Consider the following 22,980-nt stretch of genomic DNA (forward strand, 5'->3'; position numbering starts at 1 on the left):
CTTTTATTTTAAAACATTCAGAATTTTCTGCAGCTCAGCTCCTCCGCTACCCTGATAATTATTAATAATGATTGAAAATACATATTTTTTGCCGTCTTTCGCGGTATGATATCCTGCAAAGGACTTGGTATCTCTCATGGTCCCGCTTTTCATCTTCATTCCGTTATCCTGAGTCGGAAAACCATCGTAATAGGCATCAAACCAAGGCTGTTTTCTGGCATACAGCAAAGCCTGAACTTCAGCTTTGGCGGCTACATAATTCTGTGGCGAAAGACCGCTTCCATCAGCAAAATTGATCATATTCGGGTTGATTCCTTTGGATTTCCAGAATTCTTTCAAATAAGCAACCCCGCTTTTAAAGCTGGAATTCCCTTTTTTCTTTTCCCAGAGTTTTAATTAAAGTCTCCCCATACATGTTGACACTTTTCCGTAAAAACCAGTATACAATTTTATCCAAAGTTGGGGACTGGTATGTGAGAATAATATTTTTTGCAGTTTCGGGAGCCTGCTTTCCGTCCATTTCAAGCTGTGATGCAGTCATTACATTTCCGGAAATTTCAATGCCTGATTCTTTAAGCCATTGTTTTACCTCCGTGCCCAGCTGCAATGGCGGATCAGGAACCGCCCCGGAAACGGTAACTGTTTTTCCTGCCGGCAATGTCCCGTTGATTAATGCTACGTCGGAATGCGGTGCGGTAAAAATAAGGCTCTGATCCGAACTTCCTCCTGCTTTCAGGTCGTTCAGCCATTTCACATTTTCGAGAGGGTATGAAAATCCTTTAAACTCTGTGCCGTTAATGTTGATATCAAACTGGTTTTCCCTCCAGTTGATTCCCCAGACACCTGCACCATAGTAATTCCCCAAGTCATCCCAGGGCCATCCGCCCGGAATGGTCTGATGGTCAAAATAAGAATCATCAATAACCAGATTGCCGGAAATTTTTGCGATTCCTGCTTTTTTAAGAGCTTCAATCAGTTTATTTTTAAAATTTTCAGGCTTATAGGCATCATACCGCCAGCTTCCCAATGTCGGGTCACCGTTTGAACTGATGACGAAATCCCCGTTCAGAACTCCTGCAGATAATGTCCCTGAATATCCTGCCGTTGTTTTATACGTATAGTTTTTACCTAAAGTTTCAAGAGCTGCACCGGCAGTGAAAATTTTCTGTGTGGAAGCTGTTGACAGCCCTTTATTACCATCATATTCGTATATAAACGTTCCGTTATCATCGGTAACGTAAAATGATAAAGCGGATGAAACGGCTCCTGAAGAATCCATAAGATCTTTAGTCGCTTTATCCAGCTTCTGGGCGATATTCTGGGCAGATATTACCTGAACCGACAGTATGAGAGCTGTAAGCGTTTTTTTCATGACAAGGTTGTTATAATCTAAATTTCAATTCTAATGCTTCAACTACGATCAGCATGACATTTCTGATGCTCTTTATTTTAATCAGCTGTCATATCACATTAGGTGAAAGCTTTTGAATGGTTTACAAAAAATGATATCGATTCCTGATCAAATATAATAAAAATAAGAGCTTGTTTTTTGGAGTTTAAAGGAGGGTTCCCGCTTCTATTTCGTAAGGCTCTTTACCTTTCTCGAAGATTCTTGTGAGTTCAGTTCCTTCTACCGTGATCCTGTCCCCTGTTCTTCTGATCCAGTTTCCTTCACGGAGACCAATTACTTTCAGATCATTTTGGGTCAGAAATTCTTTGATTCTCGTTTCCCTGGTTTCCCCGTTGTGTTTCAGTTCGGGATTCGGATCAAGGTAATGCGGATTAAGGTTGAAAGGAACAAGCCCCATACAGTCAAAACTTGGCGGATAAACAATAGGCATATCGTTCGTGGTCTTCATATTCTGTCCTCCGATATTACTTCCTGCACTGCAGCCGAGATAGGCTTTCCCGGACTCGACGTTTTCCTTCAGAGCAGCCATCAGCCCTTCTTCATGCAATGTTTTTACCAGTAAGAATGTGTTTCCTCCTCCTGTAAAATATCCCTGAGCGTTATTCAGAGCTTCCGCCTTATTGTCAAATTCATGGAGACCTTTTACTTTAATATGAATGGTTTCAAAGAAAGAGTGTGCTTTCGCCGTGTAATCATCATGGGACATTCCGCCCGGTCTGGCAAAAGGAACGAAAATAATTTCGTCAATTCCCTGATACAGCTGTATTATTTCTTCTCTTAAGTATTCCAGATATTCCCCACCGAAAATAGTAGAAGTTGACGCTAATATGATATTCATACCGTAAATTATGTTGATTATTAAAAAAGTTGAATGACAAAGATAAGTCAATCGCTAACGAATCAAAAATTAAGCTAAAAAAAATAGTGTAGCCGTTAATATCTTCTAAAAAAACTTAAAGCTTCTAAAATTTAAGTTTTTCTGGAATTATTATTGAATTTCAAAATATAGAATTTTAAAATGTAAGATTATGAAAATGACTAAAATTAACATCAAAAATTTATTCTTAGGGTTACTATTTGCAGGAACAGCAAGTTTGGTGAATGCGCAAACGACCAAAGTTGATACAGCTACCAACACTACTACAACCAATACTACTACAACCGCTACTGCTCAGGCAGGAAGCAATTCAACCATTGAAGGTCTTAAAAAACAGATCGAAGCCAATCCAAAAGATACAGATGCGCTGGCAAAACTGGCTACAGCTTATCAGGACGCATCAGACTGGACCAATGCAGTTGACACGTGGAAAAAATATCTGCTTTATTACCGGACTGGGCTCCGTCTTATTACAGCCAGGCTTATGCTTATCAGTCAGCTAAAGACGATGCCAATGCAAAACTTGCCTATGAGAAGTATATTGCGACTGTAAAGCCTGAAGAAGTAGAACAAAATAAGAAAAATCTGGCATACGCCTATTTTTATCTTGCCTTTACAGAACAAAAAAGTGACCCTGCTAAAGCAAAAACACATATTGCTAAATCTTTAGAATACGATCCTACGAATCAGGATGCTTTAAAGCTTAGCAAAACTTTAAATTCATAGTTAAAAACAAAATCCGGAAAAAATTCCGGATTTTTTTATGTGCTTAATATTTTTAATACTGTTTTTGAACCATTAAGATGTAGTAAGATTATTAAGAAAGTCCTCAACCATCTTACGACTTAATTATTCTTAATTTTTTAATTTCCCTTAATGGTTTAAAAACAAAAGAATTTTTTTGAAGAGTTCTAATCAATTCTTTTTCCGAAAAAATCGGTTTCACCATGCAGATGCCGGATGATCTTTTCGATATTCCTTTCGATGCTGGCATCCGTTTTCAGATTGTTGATATACCGGATCAGCTCATGTCTTCTGGATGTTGTCAGGTTTTCAAAATTCCGGACCGCAACGGGACTTTCTTTAATAGCGGCATCCAGCTTTGGATGGATGGAAATACTTCTGTCCGAATCATCATATTTTATTGAAATTTCCAGAGTTTCTCCAATTCGTTTAGGGGAATTTTTCAACATTAAAAGATTAACATAGAGTCTCCATTCGCCCAAATATTTCATCAGGTTCTGCTTAAATTCTTTTCCGTTGACGGTTCCTTTTACAGGAATAGGGCTTTTGTCCTTTCCCGCTGCCCTGAAAATCTCAGTTAAGATATCTTCAGGAACGAAAACAAAAGGATTGATCCCGATAATTTCAAGTGTGGCTGTAAAACTATTGTTTTTCATGTTTAACAAATGTAGGGTTTTATGGGAAATATTGGGTTTGAGTGTTTGAGTGTATTAGAGTCTGAGAGTTTGAGACAGAATACTAATAAATTATGAGCTATAAACTATTCTTCAGAATTTTTCCTCCTATCCTCCATCTTCTAACTTCTAACTTCTAACTTCTAACTTCTAACAAAATTAAAATTTTCCACTCACAAAGGGAATCATTATCTTTGCAGGAATAAATCTATCGAACGAAATGAAATTTTTTATTGACACAGCCAATTTAGAGCAAATCAAAGAAGCAAGAGACCTTGGAATTCTGGATGGAGTAACCACCAACCCTTCCTTAATGGCAAAAGAAGGAATCCAGGGAAACGAGGCGATCAAAAATCATTATAAAACGATCTGTGAGCTTGTAGACGGAGATATTTCCGCTGAAGTACTTTCCACCACTTATGAGGAAATGATCAAAGAAGGGGATGAACTGGCAGCAATCCACCCGAATATCGTGGTAAAGATCCCAATGATCAAAGACGGTATCAAAGCATTAAAATATTTTTCCGATAAGGGGATCAAAACGAACTGTACCCTTATTTTCTCTCCGGGACAGGCGCTTTTAGCAGCTAAAGCAGGTGCTACTTATGTTTCTCCTTTCCTTGGAAGACTGGATGATATTTCTACAGACGGATTAGGTCTTATCCAGGAGATCAGATTAATTTTTGATAACTATATGTATGAGACTGAGATCTTAGCGGCATCTATCCGTCATTCTATGCACATCATCGACTGTGCCAAGATTGGGGCAGATGTCATTACCTCTCCACTTCCTCCGATCCTGAGCTTACTGAAGCACCCTCTAACAGATAGCGGATTGGCTCAGTTTGTTGCAGATTCTCAGAAATTAGCTTAATAACTTGCTACCATTGAACATATAAAATCCCAGAACTTCTGTTCCGGGATTTTTCTTTATTAAAAATCTGGTCTGAATTATTTTTCCTCTATATTTTTAATCACCCTGCACGGATTCCCAACGGCAACAACGTTGTCGGGAATATTTTTGGTGACCACACTTCCTGCTCCAATTACTGTATTATTTCCAATGGTGACACCGGGCAGAACCACTACATTCCCTCCCAGCCATACGTTATCCCCAACGGTGATCGGATGGGCATATTCAAGGCCTTCGTTTCTTTGTCGAGCATCCAACGGATGTCCTGCGGTATAAAAACTACAGTTGGGACCAATAAAAACATTGTCCCCGAACTTTACTTTTGCACAATCTAAAATAGTCAGGTTATGATTGGCATAGAAATTCTCACCGGTTTCAATATTATATCCGTAATCGCACCAGAAAGAAGGTTCTATGTAAATATTTTCTTTTGTGCTTCCAAGAATTCTTTTGATCAATCGGGTTCTGTTTTGGGTATCAGAATTTTTCAGGGCATTATATTCAAGACACAGATCTTTACATGCGATCCGTTCGCTGATCAGCTGCTGGTCATAATTTGCATTGTATAAAAGTCCGGCTTCGCATTTTTCCTTTTCTGTCATGGGCTTCTGGGTTTAGGGTTTAAAATTACGATAATCGGCAAAAGAAAGGATGGTCATTAATAACCATCCTGCTGTATCTTAAAAATCATAGAATTTACTTCGTCAAATCCGGTTCGATCGGGTTATTATTCTTTTGAAGTGATTCTTTGGTTCTTTTTTCCATTTCTTTGAATACCTGATTGGGATCTGAAAGTTCTTTCCCATCCTGAGTTTTCATCTTAAAAACCATTTTTGTATTGGAATCGCCACTGCTTTTCATCATCATTTCCCTCATATTTTTGGTGGGATCATTTACATAAGCTTTCCAGACTTTTTTATACTGGTCTTTGGTAATTTCCAGTTCTTTGCTTCCCATTCCCAGGATTCTTACATTATCCGGAAGCTGGGCATCTTTTTCTTCTGCAGGAGTTGGTATCGTCTTATTTCCTACCAAAGTCATAATGTGCGAACCTGTAGAATCTTCTAATTTTACGATCAGTCCCGGAAGTCCATAAAATTTATAAGGTCCGTCCTGAAAAGGGATATCTGACGAGAACCACGCAGTCCATTCTCTTCCGCCATAGCTCGTCACGGCTTTCTGAGTATTGTACTCGCCTATTTTTTGTTTATCCGGAAGGATTTTCCACTCCGGTTTTTTATCTTCCGCGATTTTGTATTTATCTGTACTGATATTGGTAAAAAGATAAGTTTTGAATTCAGGATAGCTTTTGGTCACTTTGTACGAAACCTGTCCCGGCCTTTCTCTTCTATTGATGCTGATGTTTCCGCTTCCTGAATTTATTTGCTTCTGCAAATCTGCCGTTGAAGTGGAATCTGCAACAAATTTGTCATGGCTGTAATAGGCAGATCCGGATTTATTGATGTCCAGAAGCATCATTTCCTTTTTCACATCTTCCTTATTATTGGAATCGGGAATGAACTTATATTCATAAAAGAATCGGTTGGTCTGGGCTCCGGCGAAAATGCCCAGAAGTAAAAAAATAAAATTTTTGTTTTCATAATTTGAATTTGTTAATAAAAAAGCTTTGCTAATATACAATTAACAAAGCTTTGTGGCACTTATTTCTTTGTCTGAACTCTTATTTCTCCTTTTCTAACACCGTCCGTATTTTCTTTATTAACTGTGATACTGGCAATTCTATCAGGTTTTATTTCTTCAAATTCAGTTTTACTGACTTGTTTTCCATCAACAAAAACTTTGATGTCATCCCAACCATTTGCCGTAAATGATTTCATTCCGTTCATGGCGATATTTCCTTCGGCATCCTTCTTCATATAATCTGTCTGAAGCTTAATAATTCTGTTTGGCTTATCAGAATCTGAACTTTTAAAGAAGTATACATTTCCCTTAGCGCCTTCCGAAATTCTTTTTAATGCTTCCTGCCGTGCTTCTTCACCTATTTTCCTGGCTTTTTCTCCATCAATTCTTGCCTTTTCTCCCACAATTCTTGCTTTTTCCCCAGCTATCCTTGCTTTTTCTCCGGCTATTCTTCCTATCTCCCCGGCTTTCATTCCTTCAATACGGGCTTTTTCTCCTTCCACTCTGGCTTTTACTGCTACTTTCATAGCTTTGCTGGCTTCTGCCATCGCTTTACGTACTTCTTCTTTCTCTTTAGCGCTCAGATCTTTATAAGAGACCGCATTATTATTTTTAAAATAAACTACTTTCGGTTGTTTTGGCGGTGTAGGAGGAAGAGGCAGTTTGCTTATTTTTGCTGCCTTTCTTGCTGCTCTTTTTGCTTCTTTTTCTATTTTACGAAGCTCTTTTTTATCAAGAGGCTCCATATTTTCGAGCTCCTTCATCTGGTTCTTCCATTCAGCAGAATTGAAATATTCATTCACTTCCATATTGGCAGACATCTCTCCTATTTCTGAGGCCAGGTTGCTTATTTCTTCAATTTTCTTATCGAAGGCATCGCTTTCAGGTTCCAAACCTTCCAGTTCCTTCTCCTTTTCTTTTAACTTTTTTTCAATCTCGGCCAGTTTTGTATGGTCAGCAGGAGGTACGGCTTTTAATCCTGAAATTTTTTCCTGCTCAGATTTTTCAGGTCTTATCGTATCTTTTTTGATTTCTGAAACTACATTTTTTATAGAAAAGTTGGTTTCTTTAATTTCTTTGTTCTTGGCATTTACCATATAGGCAAAAGCTACTGAAAATAAAACCGGTAAGGCAAAAATTCTCCGCGCATATCCGAATTTAGTTTTTGGTTTTTGTAACATTTTAAGTCGTTTTTTTAGATTTGAATTTAGAAACGGACTGGCAGCAGGCAACTGTGTTCCGGAAAAGTGGCTTGCTAAAAGCATCTGCGCAAATGCTTTGGTATCCGATTGTTTTACGGCCTTTTTATCAGCCAGGTATTCGTGGATCAGACTGATCTCTTTCTTTATGATATGAAAAAACGGGTTGAACCAGAAAACAGAGGTGATAATTTCAATAAAAATCTTATCAAAAGAGTGTTTCTGCTCAATATGAACCATTTCATGTTTTAAAATCTGCTCTCCTACTTCGGAATTCAGCATAATGGTGTTTTTCCAGAAGAGGTTTTTAAAGTATGAAAACGGGGCTTCGGTCAGGTCTGTACGGTAAAAATTAATCCCGTCAAAACTTTCTTTCTGAAACTGTTTTTTAAGTTTCCGGATCTTAAGGATCCCGAAAATCAACTTCCCTAAAAAATAGAGAGAAACCAGTCCCAGAGCTGAAAAAATAATTCTAAAATAAATGTGGCCATTGTCTAGGTTTTTTTCTGTGTTAAAATTCTGTATCTTGTCAAGAAGCATATACACATCACTGTTCACTTCTATTGTAAAATCGTCTACCCTGATCAGGGGCAGCAGCAATGATACTACCATGGCAAACAGAAGGTAAAATCTGTTGTAATGGTGGAATGTCTTGTCTTTTAAAGACAACTGATAGTATAAGAACATTACACCGGAGCACACAATTACTTTTCCCAAGTATAAAAATACAGTTTCCATGGTCAGTTAGTTTTTCTTTTTGAGTTCGTTCAGGAGCATTTCCAGGTCTTCTACGGTCATCTCATTTTTTTCCACAAGGAAAGAAACGGCACTTTTGTAAGAACCTTTAAAATAATTTTTCACAAGGCTTTTCATGGTTTTCCCGGAATACTGCTCTTTGGTAACCAACGGGAAATACTCATGCTGCCTGCCATATACATGATAATCTACAAATTCTTTGTCTTTCAATACTTTTAAAATTGTAGAAACGGTATTGGTATGGGGCTTCGGTTCCGGAAAAAGGTCCAGAATATCTTTGAGGAAACCTTTTTCGAGTTTCCATAAATACTGCATCACCTGTTCTTCTGCTTTTGTCAAATTCTGAATTTTCATATCCTATTTATTTTTATCATGAATGTGATATAATTGATATCACTAATAAATTAGTTATACAAATGTAGAAATAAAATGGATTGAAACAACTATTTTTTTAGTGATAAAGAATGAATTAATATAACTTATTGAAAATCAGATCAATAAATTTTATTAAAATATGTTAAATTTTTAATATACCTTATTTATTGCCTGTTTAATATTCAGGAAAACTTCATAAAAGGCTATAAATCCTTAAAACTTGTTAAATTTTATTAAATAAAATTAAAATGAATTTGTTTAAAGTGAGAAAATATATTTATTTTAGTGCTTTAAAAATTTCTCATGAAAAGATATAACTTATTGATTGTACTATTACTGCTTATTTTTAACGTTACTACAGCTCAAAAAAAGAAGAATTCGCCGGCTGCTGACCTTAGTGTTTTAAAGGAAACGAAAACGAAGATTGAAAACACCGTTCCATTGGTCATCAAACATCTTCAGACCATTGCAGATAAGGAAGGTGATAATAATATCCTTAACAACGGAAAAACAGCTTTAGGAAAAGAATATGGGATCCTGGAGTCTGAATGGTTCCTGTACAGAAATAATATGAAGAACTGTATCCTGAACAATTCTTCCAAAAAAGCTAAAAAATGTATGGAATATCATACCCAGTACTTAAGAAATACATTCATTAACTACAACAATTATATCTCAAACCTTACCAGAAAGAACGGATACCTGGGTGTGGAAGGTGATACGAAATTTGATTTCAAACCGGCGGATATCGCTACAAAACTAAGCGAAGCTTATTTCAACGCCAGTGATGCTGCAGGAAGAATGAAAGGAGACCAGAAAAAGAATTTTTAGGACAGACGATGTCTGATGATAACAAGCTTGCTCCTTACAGTCAGTTAGCTCAATAAAATTAACCTGAACAATAATGAATCCTGCTTTTTTAAAGCAGGATTTTTTATTTTACAGACTTCAAACAAAAAAGAGAACCGCAGATGCTGTTCTCTTTATAGTTAGAATATATACAAAATAGTTAGAATATATACAAACATTAATCATTATTATATCCTAATGAAAAATTTAAGTCCTGAGAAAAAGATCTCCGCCGGAAGGCTGTTATGCATTAATCATAAAAACATTCGGGAAAAAGTAGAAAATGAGGCGGAGATCTTAAAAACATAAATAGGCTCTGAAACCGGTCTCCCGGTTAGTAAGAGCTTTACAAAAGTAAGATTTTGGCGCTGTCCCGCTAAAAAAGGTTGTAGAATTAAATAACATGCTTTGTAGAAGTAATACTACTTTTGAGACAATAAAAAATTCAACATTGAATGCTTTTAAATAGTGAATTGCATTTATATAATTCATGAAATACAACATGTTTCGGATTTTATAATCACAGCCAACTTTGGATCTTTGTCACTCAATACAAAAGTAATGAATGATATCATCCGAAGAATTGAAAACATAGACTGGACAACAGTCACTGAAAGCTTACATCAAAATGGCTATGCCATCATTCCTGAACTGTTATCAGATGGTGAATGTGAAGCATTAAAATCAGAATACCATACATCGGATTTATACCGCAAAACAGTAGTAATGGCCCGCCATCGTTTCGGATTGGGTGAATATAAATATTTCAACTATCCCCTTCCCGATCTGATCCAGAATATGAGAACACAGATCTACCCGCATCTCGTTCCTGTTGCCAATGCATGGTTTAAGGCATTGAAGGTTGATGTAGATTTTCCTCCGGAACATTCAGCATTGCTTCAGCAGTGCCATAATAATGGTCAGCATAAAGCAACCGTGTTAATTTTAAACTACGGAAAAGGAGGTTTCAATACTTTGCACCAGGACCTCTACGGAGATATTTATTTCCCTATTCAGATGGTTTTAATGCTGAACGAACCTGGAAAAGATTTTACAGGCGGTGAATTTGTACTTACTCAGCAGATTCCCAGAGCGCAGTCCAAAGCAATAGTTTTAAATCCTGGGAAAGGAGACGCCGTGATTTTCACAACCCATTTCAAGCCTGAAAAAGGAACGAAAGGCTATTACCGGGTAAACATGAAGCATGGTGTGAGTGAGGTAAAAAAGGCAGCCGTTATACATTGGGAATTATTTTTCATGATGCTGTCAGCTGATCTATGAAACGGCATACTGAAATTTCACAAACCCTTTTGAGAAGTAAAATAAAAAGTGGAGAAATTAATTTCGGAGGGAACTCAAAATTAAAAATCTACGGCTTACTCAGCTGCTCTTCCGGCAAAAGAATGAGAAAAGAAAACAGGGTCTTTTTTAAATACGAAGATGAAGCGCTGGAAAATAATTACCGCCCATGCGGACACTGTCTGAAGGAAAAATATAAGCAATGGAAAAATAAAGGAAATTACCCTCATCCGTAAAAATATATAGAAATTCAGAATCCTGTAATAATACATCACTTTTTTTAATACCATTGTACGATCAGAATGTACAGACATGAAAATTAAAGTATTTGGATTTCTCTTTTTGGGTTTTATTTCAACATATGGCCAAACAGCAGTGATTGAAGTCAATTATGAGACTAAAATCATTCAGGACAGCATCAACAAGAGCCAGATTAATATGTATTCCTCCACTTTATGGTGCAATAATGTGGAATCTTCCTATTACAGCCGGGAAGCTAAAGCTTACTATAACGGAAATTCTAATCAAACTAAAATAGCAGGCACAATCAGTACCAGTTACGGAGCTATTCCCAAATATCCCAAGTCGGTAAGCAGTGTTTACAAAAACAAAGAAAGTTTATTAGTATCAATGCCTGTAGGAAGACATATTTTCACTTATGAGGAGCCTCAGCTGAAATGGGAAATACTGAACGAGAAAAAAGAAATAAAAGGCTTTAAAAGCCGGCTGGCCAAAACCACAACTGATACCGGCGATACTTTTTTGCCTGGTTTACTGACGAAATAGCAATTCCTGACGGACCTTTCAGGTTCAAAGGCCTATCCGGTCTTGTACTGGAAGTATACAATAAAAACAAAACCATTGAAATTTATGCTACAGATATTAAGAAATCTGAAGAAATAATAGAGCCTTTAAATTATGTAACCAATGTAAAGACAAAATCTAAAAATCAATTCCTGGAAGCTCGAAAAATTTATCAGGATAACCCATCCGTCTACAATGGAAATATGAGAATATTTGACGAAAACGGAAATGAAACCACTAAAAAGATGACCGATCGTATAAAAAAACAAACCACTTTTCTGGATTAAAACCCAATTTTTAGGCTGAATAGTATTAAAACGCGAAGTTTTACTTTACATACTGCATAACTTAAGAAATGCAAAGAATGGAATCAATCAAGATTGATTCTACTAAGCACACGTTTCATTCAGCAGCTTAATCAGTGGCTCTGCCATCATCTTTGCCTATCTAAAATCAAAAATCTTAAATAAATCTCTGCGTTAAAAACATTTATTGAAATTTCTACTTTTAATAAGATCCGGATTATTCAATGAAGGACATAAAAACAAAAAGAAGCAATAATGTATTGCTTCTTTTGTCTTAGTAGCGGGAACCGGACTCGAACCGATGACCTTCGGGTTATGAGCCCGACGAGCTACCTACTGCTCCATCCCGCGGTGTATTTTTAGAGTGCTTACCGAAAGCACTTTGCTTAGTAGCGGGAACCGGACTCGAACCGATGACCTTCGGGTTATGAGCCCGACGAGCTACCTACTGCTCCATCCCGCGGTATATTTTTAGAGTACTTACCGAAAGTACTTTGCTTAGTAGCGGGAACCGGACTCGAACCGATGACCTTCGGGTTATGAGCCCGACGAGCTACCTACTGCTCCATCCCGCGGTGTATTTTTAGAGTGCTTACCGAAAACACTTTCTTAGTAGCGGGAACCGGACTCGAACCGATGACCTTCGGGTTATGAGCCCGACGAGCTACCTACTGCTCCATCCCGCGATATTGTGAGTGCAAAGATACGGCTATTTTTTGAAAATCCTAATTTTTCTTTTAAATAAAGGACTTTTATGAAAACTATTTTATTATTTGTATCTTTGTTTTATGGCAAAAATACTGAAAATTTATCCGGACAACCCTCAGGAAAATCTTGTGAATGAGGTAATTAAAACCTTACAAAACGGCGGGCTTATTATCTACCCTTCAGATACGATCTATGCCCTGGGATGTAATATTTTTGATATAAAAGCCATGGAGAAGCTGGCTCAGCTTAAAAAGTAAAGCTTGAAAAGTCTCAGTTTTCCATTATCTGTAATGATTTAAGCCACCTTTCGGATTTTACGAGGCCTATTGATACCTCCGTATTCAGGTTTCTGAAAAGCCATCTTCCGGGACCGTTTACTTTTATTCTGGATGCCAATAAAAGTCTTCCGCTGGCCTATAAAAATCATAAAACCATCGGTATCCGTGTTCCTGACCATCCGATTCCGCAGCTTATTGTAGAAAAACTGGGTCATCCTATTGCATCGACCTCTATCAAGGATGATGACGAAATTATTGAATATTCTACCGATCCTGAACTGATCGCTGAAAAATATGACCATCTCGTGGATATTGTCATCGATTCCGGATATGGAGATAATGTGGCTTCCACGATCGTGGACCTTACTTCCGGAGAACCGGAAATTATCCGTCAGGGAAAAGGAATTATTTAATTGAAGGTTAACGGCTGAGAGTGATCGTTGGGGATATGAGTTTGAACGGAAAATACGCTACAGGAATTCTTTTAACTTTTGTGCTTCTGGCTTCGGCCATGCTTTATTCTTTTCCGGTCATTTATTCTGTTACAGGGGTAAAAGCATTTACAGCAGTTAATTTTTTTACACAAGGATTATCCTGTGGACGGTTCTTCTTTTAGTTTTCCTGTACAATTTTTTCATAGAAAAGAATTCTTTTTTGTTATGGAAAGAGAAAAAATACACGGGATTATTTTACATTAAAGCCGTAGTAACCCTATATCTGATCTGTGCTTTCGGCAGTGCTTTCCTGAATTTTATCATCCAGGTTTTCACCCATGAGAATTTAAGCAGAAAGATCGTTCAGATAGCCTCGTTGTTCAGAAATAATTTCCCGTTGATTATCTCTATCTGCCTTACAGCAGGGGTTGTGGAAGAGTTACTTATGCGTGGATATATCCAGCCGAGAATTGAAAAAATATACGATAACCAATACCTGGGCATTTTTGGGTCCGCGATGCTATTTGGAATTCTGCACAGCACTTACGGAACGATCGGACAGGTCATGATACCTTTCTTTATCGGAACTGTTTTTGCTGTATTTTATAAAAAATATTCAAACATAAAAATCCTTATCATCTGCCATTTCATGTATGATTTTGTATCGATGATGATCATGAATTTTATTGACATTAAACATTTATCTGCCTTCTAAACATTATGAAAATTATAACTTCTCCAGCGAAACTGATGAACGTTGAGAATTCAACAGACCTTTTAAGATCTACCACTCCGAAATTCATCGAAGAAGCCGCTTTTATCCAGTCTTATTTAAAACATAAATCCCCGAAATATCTTTCCGAGCTCATGGAAATATCCTCCAAGCTTGCCGATGAAAACTGGGAAAGAAACCAGAAATGGAAAGCCAAGCCTACTGCCAAAGAATCTGCTCCTGCCCTATTTGCCTTTACAGGAGAGGTTTACCGAGGATTGGATGCCAAAACCCTGGACAAAGCTGCCGTTGATTATTTACAGAAAAATCACAGGATACTTTCCGGATTATATGGCCTGCTGAAACCATCTGATAAGGTGATGCTTTACAGGCTGGAAATGGGACGCCATTTTGAATTCGATCAATATAAAAACCTGTACGAATTCTGGAGGGAAAAGATTACGGACCAGCTTAATTCCGAAATGAAAAAGGCGAAATCCTCCTTCACCTGGCCAGCAACGAATACGGAAAGGTTATAGACAGGAAGAAATTGAACCATAAAGTGATCGATTTTGATTTTTATGAACAGAAAGACGGAAAACTAAAAACCATCGTTGTTTACACCAAGCATGCAAGAGGTCTTGTGGTAAGGTTCTGTGCAGAAACCAATGCCAAAACCGTAAATGATGTAAAAGCATTCAACTATGAAGGCTACCTGATCGATGAGGAGAAATCTACAGACACAAAACTGGTTTTCACAAGATAAATGACAGTATCAGAATTCAAAAAATATTTTAAATCAGAACTTTCCGCAGGGTATAATGAGTCGGAAAGTACTTTTTTATGCTCCGTTTTTATACAGAAAATCGTAGGGCTTAACTCTTTCCTCCAGAGAAAATTAGCTGATCAGCCCCTTCTTATTGATGATGAACAAAAGCTTATTGAAGCTGTTTCGGAATTAAAAACCGGCAAGCCTTATCAGCAGATCCTTGGGGAAACGGAATTTTATGGAATGCTGTTTTTCGTGAATGAACATGTACTGATTCCCCGTCCTGAAACGGAGGAACTGCTTGAATTGGCGATCCGTACCATTCGGGGTTCAGGATTTCATCATCAAAATTTAAAAATTCTGGATATCGGAACCGGAAGCGGCGTCATTCCCCTGGTCTTAAAAAAACATTTCCCGGGAGCAGAAGTTTCATCGGTTGATTTCTCTGAAAAAGCTTTGGAAACAGCCAAAAGAAATGCCGAATATCATCAGCTGGACATTAATTTTATTCATGCAGATTATCTGAATTCAGAATTAACAGAAATGTATGATATTATTATTTCCAATCCGCCTTACATAGGAATTGAAGAGGAAACTGAGATTGCAGATTCCGTAAAAGAGTTTGAGCCTAAAATGGCCCTGTTCTCCCCTGTTCAGGATGCGCTGATCTTTTACCGTAAAATTGCCGTAGATTCAAAACAACACCTGAAAGATAACGGTCTTCTGTTTTTGGAAATCAATCAAAAGCTGGGTCCGGAAACCCTGGAATTATATACCGGCTCTTTTGCTGAGGCTGAGCTTATCAAAGATTTATCTGAAAACGACCGTTTTATTCTTGGACGAAAATAATAACCGAATTATGAAAATCATCTCACATCTTGTCAACGATATAAAAATTGCCGAAATTATTTCTGATCAAATAATTATCCAGTCCGTTCAGGATGGGCTGGATCTTCTCGGAGACCTATATTATCAGGGGTTCGATAAGTTAATTATTTATGAGAAAAACCTTACTCCTGAATTCTTTGATCTGAAAACAAAAATAGCAGGAGATATTCTGCAGAAGTTCTCGAATTACCGGGTAAGTCTTACCATTGTAGGTGATTTTGGAAAATACGAAAGCAAAAGCATCAGGGATTTTATTTTTGAAAGCAATAAAACCAGGCATATCAACTTCACCGAAACATTGGAAGAAGCTTTGGCAGACTTGTAAACTGAATATTTTTTGATAAATCATTAATTACACAGATTTACACAAATATATTCACAAGTAAAATCTGCTTAATCTGCTTAATCTGCGAGAGAATAAAATTAATCCGCCAAATATTTTTTAACGCAAAGTTTACTTTCTTACTGATTATTTAGAGATGGCAAAGGCCGGGATCAACTTTGTTGATCCTATGAAGCGCATGGATAAGCAAAGCCCTTAAATTGCTATTAAGTTCAGGATTACTTCCTTTCAAAAAAACGGATGGCATCTTCTATTGCCTTATCAATAGGCTGATACCTGATTCCAAGCTCTTCCACTGATTTCTTATTTGAATAAAAATTATCAATCCTCAGTGCTTTCATATTAGCACTGCTTAAACTGGTCTTTATTTTAAACTTCCGCAAGCCATCACCAATTACTCCCAGGACCATTAGAAGTGAATCAGGTATCGGGATCATGACAGGATTCTGGCCGGTTATGGCGTTTATTTTTCTGAAAAATTCTTTATAGGTAAGGTTTTCGTGGGCCAATAGATATTTTTCACCTCTTTTCCCCTGCTCAACAGCTTTTATAATTCCTTCAGCGGCATCTTTTGCATGTACGAAATTTTTTCCGCCTTTAGGATAAAAAACCACCTTCTTTTTCCAGGCCCAGAAAATTATTTTCCCCGAACTAGGCTTTTGATCATATGCACCTATCATAAAAGTAGGGTTTACAATAATCACATTGGTATCCCTGTCATGCTGAAGGAGATAATTTTCTGCTTCCAGCTTGCTTTTCGCATAGTAAGAATCGGTAAAAGGATAAAGCTGTGGAGCCTGTTCATTTCCCCGGTCTGCAGAATTTCCGTAACCCAAAGTATTCGCTGTACTTACGAACAGGAATTTCTTCACTTCCGCAGCCGCTGCCTGTTCAAAAAGATGAGCAGTAGCATCATAATTCGTTTTTTTATAATCTTCGTACCTCAGTAGATCCTGACCGGTTTCTGCAGCAATATGGATAACGGCATCCATATCCTGCAGGTATTCTGAAATATCTGAGAACAGACCACCTTCTATAAGTCGGAGATGTTCGCTTTTTTCGCCCAACCAGCTGCTTTTTTTGCGCATCAGAGCAGTAACAGAATAATCATATTGTAATAATTTAATGATCGTATTAGTCCCCAGCAGCCCTGTGGCTCCTGTCACGAAAACTTTTCTCATGCTTCAATTTCTTTTTTATGGCACTGGTCATCAGAGGCAGTTTAATCCATATCGGCAGGATTTTCATCACCAGCCAGCTTATGGGATTTACCATAATAACGGAATCTTTTCTGAAAAGTTGCCTGATGCAGTAGGCTGCCACTTTATCAGGATCCAGAAGCGTGAGCTTTCCTAAAACACCCTGTTTTTCGATTCTTTTGCAGACATCTTCATTGGTTTTCATGGCACCGGGATTCACAACGCTTACAAAAACATTTGTACCTTTCAGCTCTTCATAAAGTCCTCTTGAAAATGAATGAATAAAGGTTTTGGAAGCCGGATACACTGTTTTGAAACCTATGGGTGAAAAGGCAGCCATACTTGATACATTCAGAATATAAGCTTCAGGCTGTCTTAAAAGATTGGGTAAGAGTTGATGGGTGATCAGGGAGGTTGCGGTAACATTAACCTGCAAGATGGTGTTAATGTAAGATGGGGAAGCCTCTACAAATTTTTTGGTTCCTCCAAGGCCTGCATTATTGATCAGGATATGGATTTCAAAGCATTTATTCAGCCATTCTGTTAATTTTAATACATTTTCATTCACCGAAAGATCTGTTTCGTAATAAGGTGCACTGATCTGATAGGTCTCTTCAAGCTGTTGGGATAGCTCTTCAAGATGCTGTCCCGGAAGACTTACCAGAATTACATTAATATTCTTTTCCGCCAGATTTTCAGCGAATGCTTTCCCCAGTCCCTGGCTCGCCCCGGTTACTACAGCATATGATTCTTTGGTATCCATAACACAATTTTATAGAACAAAGCTATTCTGAAAAGGAGTGTTGAATGTTCAGGATTATCTGAGTGAACTTATTTCCTGTTAAAAAAACAAAGACGCTTAAATAATTGAAAAACAATAATTTAAATAAACAAGAACGTTAAAACTTATAAATCCGAACTATTTTTATATTCTGAAGGAGTCTGGCCGGTCAGTTTTTTAAAGGTGGTATTAAAAGATGTTTTGGAATTAAAACCTGATTCGTAGGCAATTCCTAAAATTGATAATTTGCTTTGGGAATCTTTAAGAAGTTCTTTGGCATATTCAATTCTGTATTCATTAACGTACTGGAAAAAGTTCTTTTTAAAACCGGTATTGATCACATACGAAAGATGATGTGTGGAAACAGACAACAGCTCGGAAAGCCTGATGAGATTTAGCTCACTGTCCAGATAGGGTTTCTGTCTGTCCATGATTTCTTCCAGCCGGGTTTTGATCCTTTCTAATTCCTCATCGGAGATCAGCTTTTTCTTTACTTCCTCTGTTTCCTGGTCCTCATCAATGGAGATCAGCTCTTCACGTTGTTTTTCTTCCAAAGGATAAATTTCTTTCTGTTTTAAAGAGTAATAGCCAACAAAATAAATAACCAGCAGAAAAGCTCCGTTAATGAAAAAATTCAGCGCCCTTGAATCGTAGGATAAATTGTAAACTACGTAGGCAATGTTGATGATAAATATGATTATCGTAATGTACTCGAGCCAGTTAAGATTGATCCCTTCAGTATTGGCAGAAAACTGCTGGATCCTTTTCTTATGCTTCTGAATCGTGAAGTATGAAAGGCAGGTATAGAAAATGGACTGAAAGAGTACCAACCCTATAAAAACATAATAAAAAACCGTCTGATCTTCAAATCCTCCAAAACGCTGCAATAAGATATTGATCCAAAAGATAACCGGAAGAATAAAATATTTCAGATCTGAAACTTTAAATTTAAATGAAGGATTGGTGTAAAATAATACACTGAAGTAAAACATAACCGGAGTCAGAAACTGAATGATCTGAACTGAAATGATAGACTGAACATCAACCTGGATTCCTTTCACAAGCGTAAGAATCTCATCCAGCCAGAAACTTGACCACAAAAACAGAAATATCCCGAACCAGAAATTGGCTTTCCGGTTTACTTTTAAAGGATTGGACAGTTTCAGTAAAGAAAGCAGAACCAATGAACCATAGATTAATACAACGATGAAACGGTTTAATTCTGATGTGTTCATTGGTTCTGATATTTTAGTAAAGATAAACTTTATCCTATTCTTTTCCTGACAAAAATTTCGTACCCCAGATAAATCAACGGAAGCGACATGATTCCCAGGTATAGAGCATTATGCATTGCCGTATCCGGAGCCACAGCTATTGCATATACCAACCCAAAGAAAGCACCTCCAAGGTGGGCAGCATGTCCGATGTTATCATGCTGTCTCGGATTCATCATCATATAGACCGAGTACCCGAAATACAGAAGCCCGAAAAGGTATCCTTTAACCGGAATCGGAATAAAGAAGATATAAATTCCAATATCCGGGATCATCGCTATGGAAGCAAACAATATCCCTGAAACCCCTCCACTCGCTCCTACTGCAGAATACCATGGCTGTTTCTGATAAATATAAAGGGAGAGAAAATTCCCCAGCAATATAGAACCCAAATATATGATGGCAAAACCTATGTTCCCAAAAGTCTGGATAACGATAGGTCCAAAGAAATACAGGGTCATCATATTAAACACCAGGTGCATAATGTCGGCATGCAGGAACCCTGATGAAAGCAGACGAATGTATTCTTTTCTGTGCAGGATTGCTCCTACACTGAATTTATATTTTTCAGTAATACCGGGATTGTTAAAGGCAACAAAACTGATAATAGCTGTAATGATAATAAATAAGATGAGAATATTCATAAGTTTAATTCTTAGTTTTCGGGTTCTCCTGCTTCAAACAAGTCTCCAATTACGGTCCGGTCATCATCTACAATGCCGTCTCCTGTTTCGGGTTCTATATATACTTCCGGTTCTTCTTCTACAGGTTCAGGAATGGTAATATTGATTGTTTTCACTTTAAATTTCGTGAACTGGTTTCCAATCGCTTTTATTCCTTTTACTGCGATGAACTCATCAATCTGTATGGTTTCAGGCTCGCGTTCCTTACCTTTGTCTTTAGCAAAGATGATCTCGGCCGTGGCTCCGTCTGCTACAATCACATTTTCAATAAATGATTTCGGATGGTCCGAAGGCATGAAAGTCTGTACATTCACGGTATTTTCCAGCAGGAATCGTTTGATAAAATACATGTCCTTTTCTCCGTCATAGTAAATGCAGGTTACCGGCTGCTGCGGTTTCCATTTTTCCAGGACAAGGTATTCATCATCGAAACGGTTGCCCAGATCGAAAGAAACCAGCTTCACTTCACCGTTTGTATTGATCGTCAAGATCCTGTCATCCCCTTTAAAGCTTCCCAGAAGGGTTCCCCTGCCATCAGCATTGAGCCTTCTTACGGTATCATCAAACCAGATTTTTCTAGGGGCGAGCGTAGAAACACCCTCCTCTTTCATATCTACTTTTTTCACGGAATATTTGGTCACCAGATTTCCTTTGGAATCTCTTCCTTTGATCGCCAGGTCGGAAAAATCAATTTCCATTTTATTTTTTCTGATCCTCGGATTCGGTTTTAAAAGAACAGTCACCGTTTCTGCTTCTCCATTAGGATTAGCCGAGAAATAGAGGGTTTCTGAACCTTTTTTATCGGAAGCCAGCGGATAATCTGTGTTTCTGGTTACTGCGGTTACGGAAAAACGTTTCATATAGTAAGGTCCGTCCCTTCCTTCACGGTAAATCATGTTGTAGACGGTTCTCTTATCATTTTTCTTCCAGATGGCCACATGCAGAATATCTTTTCCTACAAATGTCTTGGCCTCTACCTTCACGACCTTCATCGTTCCGTCTTTCCGGAATATAATGATATCGTCGATATCGGAACAGTCGAACAGATACTGGTCTTTCTTCAGTGAAGTTCCAATGAATCCTTCCTCGAAATTGGCATAGAATTTTTCATTGGCCACCGCTACTTTCGTAGCATCAATCGTGTCAAAGATTCTAAGCTCGGTTCTTCTCTGTCTGTCTTTTCCATATTTCTTCTGGATATTCAGATAATAGTCAATGGCATAGGCGATCAGGTTGGCAAGATGATGTTTTACCTGTTCTATTTTGCCTTCAAGGGCAGCAATATTTTCTTTAAATTTATCTAAATCGAATCTTGATATTCTTTTGATCCTGATCTCTGTCAGTTTTAAAATATCCTCCTCTGTCACTGCTCTTAAAAGGTGCTTGGTATGAGGTTTTAATCCCGCATCAATGGTTTTAATTACCTCTTCCCAAGTCTTTACTTCTTCGATATCATGATAGATCCTGTTTTCTATAAATATTCTTTCCAGCGAAGAGAAGTGCCAGCTTTCCTGAAGCTCATGAAGTTCAATTTCCAGTTCTTTTTTAAGCAGTGAAACGGTATGGTCAGTATTCATTTTCAGAATGTCGGAAACATTCATGAACATCGGTTTATCTCCAACAATCACACATGCATTGGGTGAAATGGTTACCTGGCAGTCTGTAAATGCATACAGCGCATCGATGGTTTTGTCCGGTGACACATCGTTGTGAAGATGGACAAGGATCTCTACGGTATCCGAGGTGTTATCCTCAATCTTTTTGATCTTGATCTTTCCTTTTTCGTTGGCTTTCAGGATAGAATCGATCAGGTCGCTTGTCGTTTTGGAGAAGGGCAGCTCAGAAATCACCAGTGTATGTTTATCTGTCTGGGTAATTCTGGCTCTGGCTCTTACTCTCCCCCTCTCTGCCCGTCATTGTATTCGGAGACATCAAGGTAACCTGCCGTCATAAAATCCGGGAACAGCTCAAATTTCTTTCCTTTCAAATAAGCAACAGAGGCATTGATCAGTTCATTGAAATTATGGGGAAGAATTTTTGTAGAAAGTCCCACACCAATTCCTTCCACTCCCTGTGCAAGCAGCAACGGGAATTTTACAGGAAGATCAATAGGTTCGTTATTTCTGCCGTCATAGGATTTTGCCCATTCCGTTGTTTTTGGGTTAAAAACTACTTCCAGTGCGAAAGGGGTCAGTCTGGCTTCAATATATCTTGCCGCCGCCGCAGAGTCTCCGGTATAAATATTCCCCCAGTTTCCCTGAGTATCTATCAGGAGCTCTTTCTGGCCAATCTGTACCATTGCATCCGTAATGGAAGCGTCCCCGTGGGGATGGTATTTCATGGTATTTCCTACGATATTGGCTACTTTGTTGTAACGGCCGTCTTCCAGCTCCCGCATAGAGTGCATAATCCTTCTCTGAACAGGCTTAAGCCCATCATAGACGGAAGGAATCGCTCTATCCAGAATTACATAGGAAGCATAATCCAGAAACCAGTCTTTATAAAGTCCCGAGACTTTTTTCAAGCTCTCACCTTCGTGCGAGTTTTCTTCTGTCGTCATCTCTTTTAATCGTTATTCTCTTTATTAGTCTTTACTACTTTATTCAGAGAGATTTTTAAATCGTTTATTTCTTTTTGGCTCAAATAGGATATTTCATATTTGAGTATGGTAGAACCTGTATTTTTACTTGAAATAGTTACGTACAGTCTTTTAATAAAAAAAATACGGACAATTTCATATTTTATCAGTTTATACTTCGGAAATTCATCATGAAGCGGCCTGTCTAAAAAAGGAATGATATTCCTGTTCTTAAAATTCAGTGCCTCTCCATCACTGTCATACTCAAATATCTGCCTGCCGTTAAGGTGAAAAATCACCAGCAGCAGGATGGGAACAATAAGGAAAATATAACTTTCATTTCCTACAGCGTGGAATCTGTATTCGTTCAACAAGAATGCAGCAATTCCAAATACGGCCATCATTACAAGTAATGTATGGGCAAAATTGTAAACTGAAGCTTTGTTGCGGTTGCTAAGTCTCATTTGTGAAGTGTGTTTAGTTTAG

At 37.9% G+C, this 22,980-nt stretch carries 20 protein-coding genes, 4 tRNA genes and 5 pseudogenes; 12 read left to right on the forward strand and 17 right to left on the reverse strand.

The window, feature by feature from the left end; all coding sequences use genetic code 11:
* Nucleotides 1–3 precede the first annotated feature (3 nt).
* Nucleotides 4–1,372, reverse strand: a pseudogene (dacB, locus tag N4G44_RS11175) (D-alanyl-D-alanine carboxypeptidase/D-alanyl-D-alanine endopeptidase).
* A 184-nt stretch (nucleotides 1,373–1,556) separates the two neighbouring features.
* Complete coding sequence (gene pepE / locus N4G44_RS11180; protein ID WP_474926819.1) at nucleotides 1,557–2,249, reverse strand: dipeptidase PepE; 693 nt, start codon at nucleotides 2,247–2,249, stop codon at nucleotides 1,557–1,559.
* Between the two features lie 190 nt (nucleotides 2,250–2,439).
* On the opposite strand from pepE, the gene N4G44_RS11185 reads away from it, so the two are divergent.
* Nucleotides 2,440–2,841 (forward strand): hypothetical protein, encoded by a 402-nt coding sequence (locus N4G44_RS11185; RefSeq protein ID WP_474926821.1) that lies wholly within the window; start codon nucleotides 2,440–2,442, stop codon nucleotides 2,839–2,841.
* Nucleotides 2,842–3,199: 358 nt separating this feature from the next.
* Here N4G44_RS11185 and N4G44_RS11190 read toward each other — a convergent pair whose 3' ends face one another.
* Nucleotides 3,200–3,688: a YdeI/OmpD-associated family protein gene (locus N4G44_RS11190; RefSeq protein ID WP_474926822.1), complete on the reverse strand. Its 489-nt coding sequence runs from the start codon at nucleotides 3,686–3,688 to the stop codon at nucleotides 3,200–3,202.
* A gap of 238 nt (nucleotides 3,689–3,926) precedes the next feature.
* Between N4G44_RS11190 and fsa the strand changes: the two genes are divergently transcribed.
* On the forward strand, nucleotides 3,927–4,580 hold the full coding sequence (fsa, locus tag N4G44_RS11195) for a fructose-6-phosphate aldolase (protein WP_040994666.1): 654 nt from the start codon (nucleotides 3,927–3,929) through the stop codon (nucleotides 4,578–4,580).
* 77 nt (nucleotides 4,581–4,657) lie between these two features.
* Here the strand turns inward: fsa and N4G44_RS11200 are convergent, their stop codons facing one another.
* The 4 genes from N4G44_RS11200 to N4G44_RS11215 form a co-directional block, all read right to left on the reverse strand.
* A complete protein-coding gene (locus N4G44_RS11200) occupies nucleotides 4,658–5,221 on the reverse strand; it encodes a sugar O-acetyltransferase (RefSeq protein ID WP_474926826.1) in 564 nt (187 codons plus the stop codon).
* A 94-nt stretch (nucleotides 5,222–5,315) separates the two neighbouring features.
* The gene (locus N4G44_RS11205) at nucleotides 5,316–6,260 is read right to left on the reverse strand and encodes a GLPGLI family protein (RefSeq protein WP_474926827.1); all 945 of its coding nucleotides are present in this window, start codon (nucleotides 6,258–6,260) and stop codon (nucleotides 5,316–5,318) included.
* A 20-nt stretch (nucleotides 6,261–6,280) separates the two neighbouring features.
* On the reverse strand, nucleotides 6,281–8,197 hold the full coding sequence (locus N4G44_RS11210) for a M56 family metallopeptidase (protein WP_474926829.1): 1,917 nt from the start codon (nucleotides 8,195–8,197) through the stop codon (nucleotides 6,281–6,283).
* 6 nt (nucleotides 8,198–8,203) lie between these two features.
* Nucleotides 8,204–8,569, reverse strand: a complete 366-nt coding sequence (locus N4G44_RS11215) for a BlaI/MecI/CopY family transcriptional regulator (protein WP_040994660.1) — start codon at nucleotides 8,567–8,569, stop codon at nucleotides 8,204–8,206.
* Between the two features lie 324 nt (nucleotides 8,570–8,893).
* Between N4G44_RS11215 and N4G44_RS11220 the strand changes: the two genes are divergently transcribed.
* The 5 genes and pseudogenes from N4G44_RS11220 to N4G44_RS11240 all read left to right on the forward strand — a co-directional run bounded on the left by N4G44_RS11220 (nucleotide 8,894) and on the right by N4G44_RS11240 (nucleotide 11,829).
* Nucleotides 8,894–9,421, forward strand: coding sequence for a hypothetical protein (locus N4G44_RS11220; protein ID WP_474926832.1), 528 nt, complete (start codon nucleotides 8,894–8,896; stop codon nucleotides 9,419–9,421).
* A 579-nt stretch (nucleotides 9,422–10,000) separates the two neighbouring features.
* A pseudogene (locus N4G44_RS11225) lies at nucleotides 10,001–10,713 on the forward strand (2OG-Fe(II) oxygenase).
* Between the two features lie 3 nt (nucleotides 10,714–10,716).
* Nucleotides 10,717–10,974 (forward strand): Ada metal-binding domain-containing protein, encoded by a 258-nt coding sequence (locus tag N4G44_RS11230; RefSeq protein ID WP_474926834.1) that lies wholly within the window; start codon nucleotides 10,717–10,719, stop codon nucleotides 10,972–10,974.
* Between the two features lie 76 nt (nucleotides 10,975–11,050).
* The gene (locus tag N4G44_RS11235) at nucleotides 11,051–11,524 is read left to right on the forward strand and encodes a hypothetical protein (protein WP_474926835.1); all 474 of its coding nucleotides are present in this window, start codon (nucleotides 11,051–11,053) and stop codon (nucleotides 11,522–11,524) included.
* A gap of 2 nt (nucleotides 11,525–11,526) precedes the next feature.
* Nucleotides 11,527–11,829: a hypothetical protein gene (locus tag N4G44_RS11240; RefSeq protein ID WP_474928329.1), complete on the forward strand. Its 303-nt coding sequence runs from the start codon at nucleotides 11,527–11,529 to the stop codon at nucleotides 11,827–11,829.
* A 296-nt stretch (nucleotides 11,830–12,125) separates the two neighbouring features.
* Here N4G44_RS11240 and N4G44_RS11245 read toward each other — a convergent pair.
* The 4 genes from N4G44_RS11245 to N4G44_RS11260 form a co-directional block, all read right to left on the reverse strand.
* Nucleotides 12,126–12,198 (reverse strand) — tRNA-Met (locus tag N4G44_RS11245).
* A 39-nt stretch (nucleotides 12,199–12,237) separates the two neighbouring features.
* Nucleotides 12,238–12,310: transfer RNA gene (locus N4G44_RS11250), tRNA-Met, on the reverse strand.
* Nucleotides 12,311–12,349: 39 nt separating this feature from the next.
* Nucleotides 12,350–12,422 (reverse strand) — tRNA-Met (locus tag N4G44_RS11255).
* 38 nt (nucleotides 12,423–12,460) lie between these two features.
* Nucleotides 12,461–12,533 (reverse strand) — tRNA-Met (locus tag N4G44_RS11260).
* A 102-nt stretch (nucleotides 12,534–12,635) separates the two neighbouring features.
* Between N4G44_RS11260 and N4G44_RS11265 the strand changes: the two are divergent.
* The 5 genes and pseudogenes from N4G44_RS11265 (at nucleotide 12,636) to N4G44_RS11285 (ending at nucleotide 15,961) form a co-directional block, all read left to right on the forward strand.
* A pseudogene (locus N4G44_RS11265) lies at nucleotides 12,636–13,246 on the forward strand (L-threonylcarbamoyladenylate synthase).
* A gap of 241 nt (nucleotides 13,247–13,487) precedes the next feature.
* Complete coding sequence (locus N4G44_RS11270; protein WP_474926840.1) at nucleotides 13,488–13,982, forward strand: lysostaphin resistance A-like protein; 495 nt, start codon at nucleotides 13,488–13,490, stop codon at nucleotides 13,980–13,982.
* Nucleotides 13,983–13,987: 5 nt separating this feature from the next.
* Nucleotides 13,988–14,745: pseudogene (gene yaaA / locus N4G44_RS11275) on the forward strand (peroxide stress protein YaaA).
* Entirely contained in the window at nucleotides 14,746–15,597 is an 852-nt protein-coding gene (gene prmC, locus N4G44_RS11280) for a peptide chain release factor N(5)-glutamine methyltransferase (RefSeq protein ID WP_474926842.1), read from the forward strand.
* Between the two features lie 10 nt (nucleotides 15,598–15,607).
* Complete coding sequence (locus tag N4G44_RS11285; RefSeq protein WP_474926844.1) at nucleotides 15,608–15,961, forward strand: DUF4180 domain-containing protein; 354 nt, start codon at nucleotides 15,608–15,610, stop codon at nucleotides 15,959–15,961.
* Nucleotides 15,962–16,197: 236 nt separating this feature from the next.
* Here the strand turns inward: N4G44_RS11285 and N4G44_RS11290 are convergent, their stop codons facing one another.
* From N4G44_RS11290 to N4G44_RS11315, 6 genes and pseudogenes are all read right to left on the reverse strand, one after another.
* A complete protein-coding gene (locus tag N4G44_RS11290; RefSeq protein ID WP_474926846.1) occupies nucleotides 16,198–17,160 on the reverse strand; it encodes an NAD-dependent epimerase/dehydratase family protein in 963 nt (320 codons plus the stop codon).
* On the reverse strand, nucleotides 17,114–17,941 hold the full coding sequence (locus tag N4G44_RS11295; protein WP_474926848.1) for an SDR family NAD(P)-dependent oxidoreductase: 828 nt from the start codon (nucleotides 17,939–17,941) through the stop codon (nucleotides 17,114–17,116). The genes N4G44_RS11290 and N4G44_RS11295 overlap by 47 nt, the downstream gene beginning before the upstream one ends.
* 143 nt (nucleotides 17,942–18,084) lie before the next feature.
* Nucleotides 18,085–19,194, reverse strand: a complete 1,110-nt coding sequence (locus N4G44_RS11300; protein WP_474926850.1) for a helix-turn-helix domain-containing protein — start codon at nucleotides 19,192–19,194, stop codon at nucleotides 18,085–18,087.
* 29 nt (nucleotides 19,195–19,223) lie between these two features.
* Nucleotides 19,224–19,877, reverse strand: coding sequence for a rhomboid family intramembrane serine protease (locus tag N4G44_RS11305; protein WP_048504413.1), 654 nt, complete (start codon nucleotides 19,875–19,877; stop codon nucleotides 19,224–19,226).
* 11 nt (nucleotides 19,878–19,888) lie between these two features.
* Nucleotides 19,889–22,476 (reverse strand): annotated as a pseudogene (locus N4G44_RS11310) (DNA gyrase/topoisomerase IV subunit A).
* A 5-nt stretch (nucleotides 22,477–22,481) separates the two neighbouring features.
* On the reverse strand, nucleotides 22,482–22,958 hold the full coding sequence (locus N4G44_RS11315) for a hypothetical protein (RefSeq protein ID WP_474926853.1): 477 nt from the start codon (nucleotides 22,956–22,958) through the stop codon (nucleotides 22,482–22,484).
* Nucleotides 22,959–22,980: the final 22 nt, after the last annotated feature.

Source organism: Chryseobacterium sp. GTID13 (assembly GCF_056172655.1).

Coding starts and splice junctions, on each gene's coding strand:
- N4G44_RS11285 (WP_474926844.1), top strand. CDS start 15,608: ATGAAAATCATCTCACATCTTGTCAACGATATAAAAATTGCCGAAATT.
- N4G44_RS11190 (WP_474926822.1), bottom strand. CDS start 3,688: ATGAAAAACAATAGTTTTACAGCCACACTTGAAATTATCGGGATCAAT.
- N4G44_RS11295 (WP_474926848.1), bottom strand. CDS start 17,941: ATGGATACCAAAGAATCATATGCTGTAGTAACCGGGGCGAGCCAGGGA.
- N4G44_RS11215 (WP_040994660.1), bottom strand. CDS start 8,569: ATGAAAATTCAGAATTTGACAAAAGCAGAAGAACAGGTGATGCAGTAT.
- N4G44_RS11185 (WP_474926821.1), top strand. CDS start 2,440: ATGAAAATGACTAAAATTAACATCAAAAATTTATTCTTAGGGTTACTA.
- N4G44_RS11200 (WP_474926826.1), bottom strand. CDS start 5,221: ATGACAGAAAAGGAAAAATGCGAAGCCGGACTTTTATACAATGCAAAT.
- N4G44_RS11300 (WP_474926850.1), bottom strand. CDS start 19,194: ATGAACACATCAGAATTAAACCGTTTCATCGTTGTATTAATCTATGGT.
- N4G44_RS11230 (WP_474926834.1), top strand. CDS start 10,717: ATGAAACGGCATACTGAAATTTCACAAACCCTTTTGAGAAGTAAAATA.
- N4G44_RS11235 (WP_474926835.1), top strand. CDS start 11,051: ATGAAAATTAAAGTATTTGGATTTCTCTTTTTGGGTTTTATTTCAACA.
- N4G44_RS11220 (WP_474926832.1), top strand. CDS start 8,894: ATGAAAAGATATAACTTATTGATTGTACTATTACTGCTTATTTTTAAC.
- N4G44_RS11290 (WP_474926846.1), bottom strand. CDS start 17,160: ATGAGAAAAGTTTTCGTGACAGGAGCCACAGGGCTGCTGGGGACTAAT.
- N4G44_RS11305 (WP_048504413.1), bottom strand. CDS start 19,877: ATGAATATTCTCATCTTATTTATTATCATTACAGCTATTATCAGTTTT.
- fsa (WP_040994666.1), top strand. CDS start 3,927: ATGAAATTTTTTATTGACACAGCCAATTTAGAGCAAATCAAAGAAGCA.
- N4G44_RS11210 (WP_474926829.1), bottom strand. CDS start 8,197: ATGGAAACTGTATTTTTATACTTGGGAAAAGTAATTGTGTGCTCCGGT.
- prmC (WP_474926842.1), top strand. CDS start 14,746: ATGACAGTATCAGAATTCAAAAAATATTTTAAATCAGAACTTTCCGCA.
- pepE (WP_474926819.1), bottom strand. CDS start 2,249: ATGAATATCATATTAGCGTCAACTTCTACTATTTTCGGTGGGGAATAT.
- N4G44_RS11315 (WP_474926853.1), bottom strand. CDS start 22,958: ATGAGACTTAGCAACCGCAACAAAGCTTCAGTTTACAATTTTGCCCAT.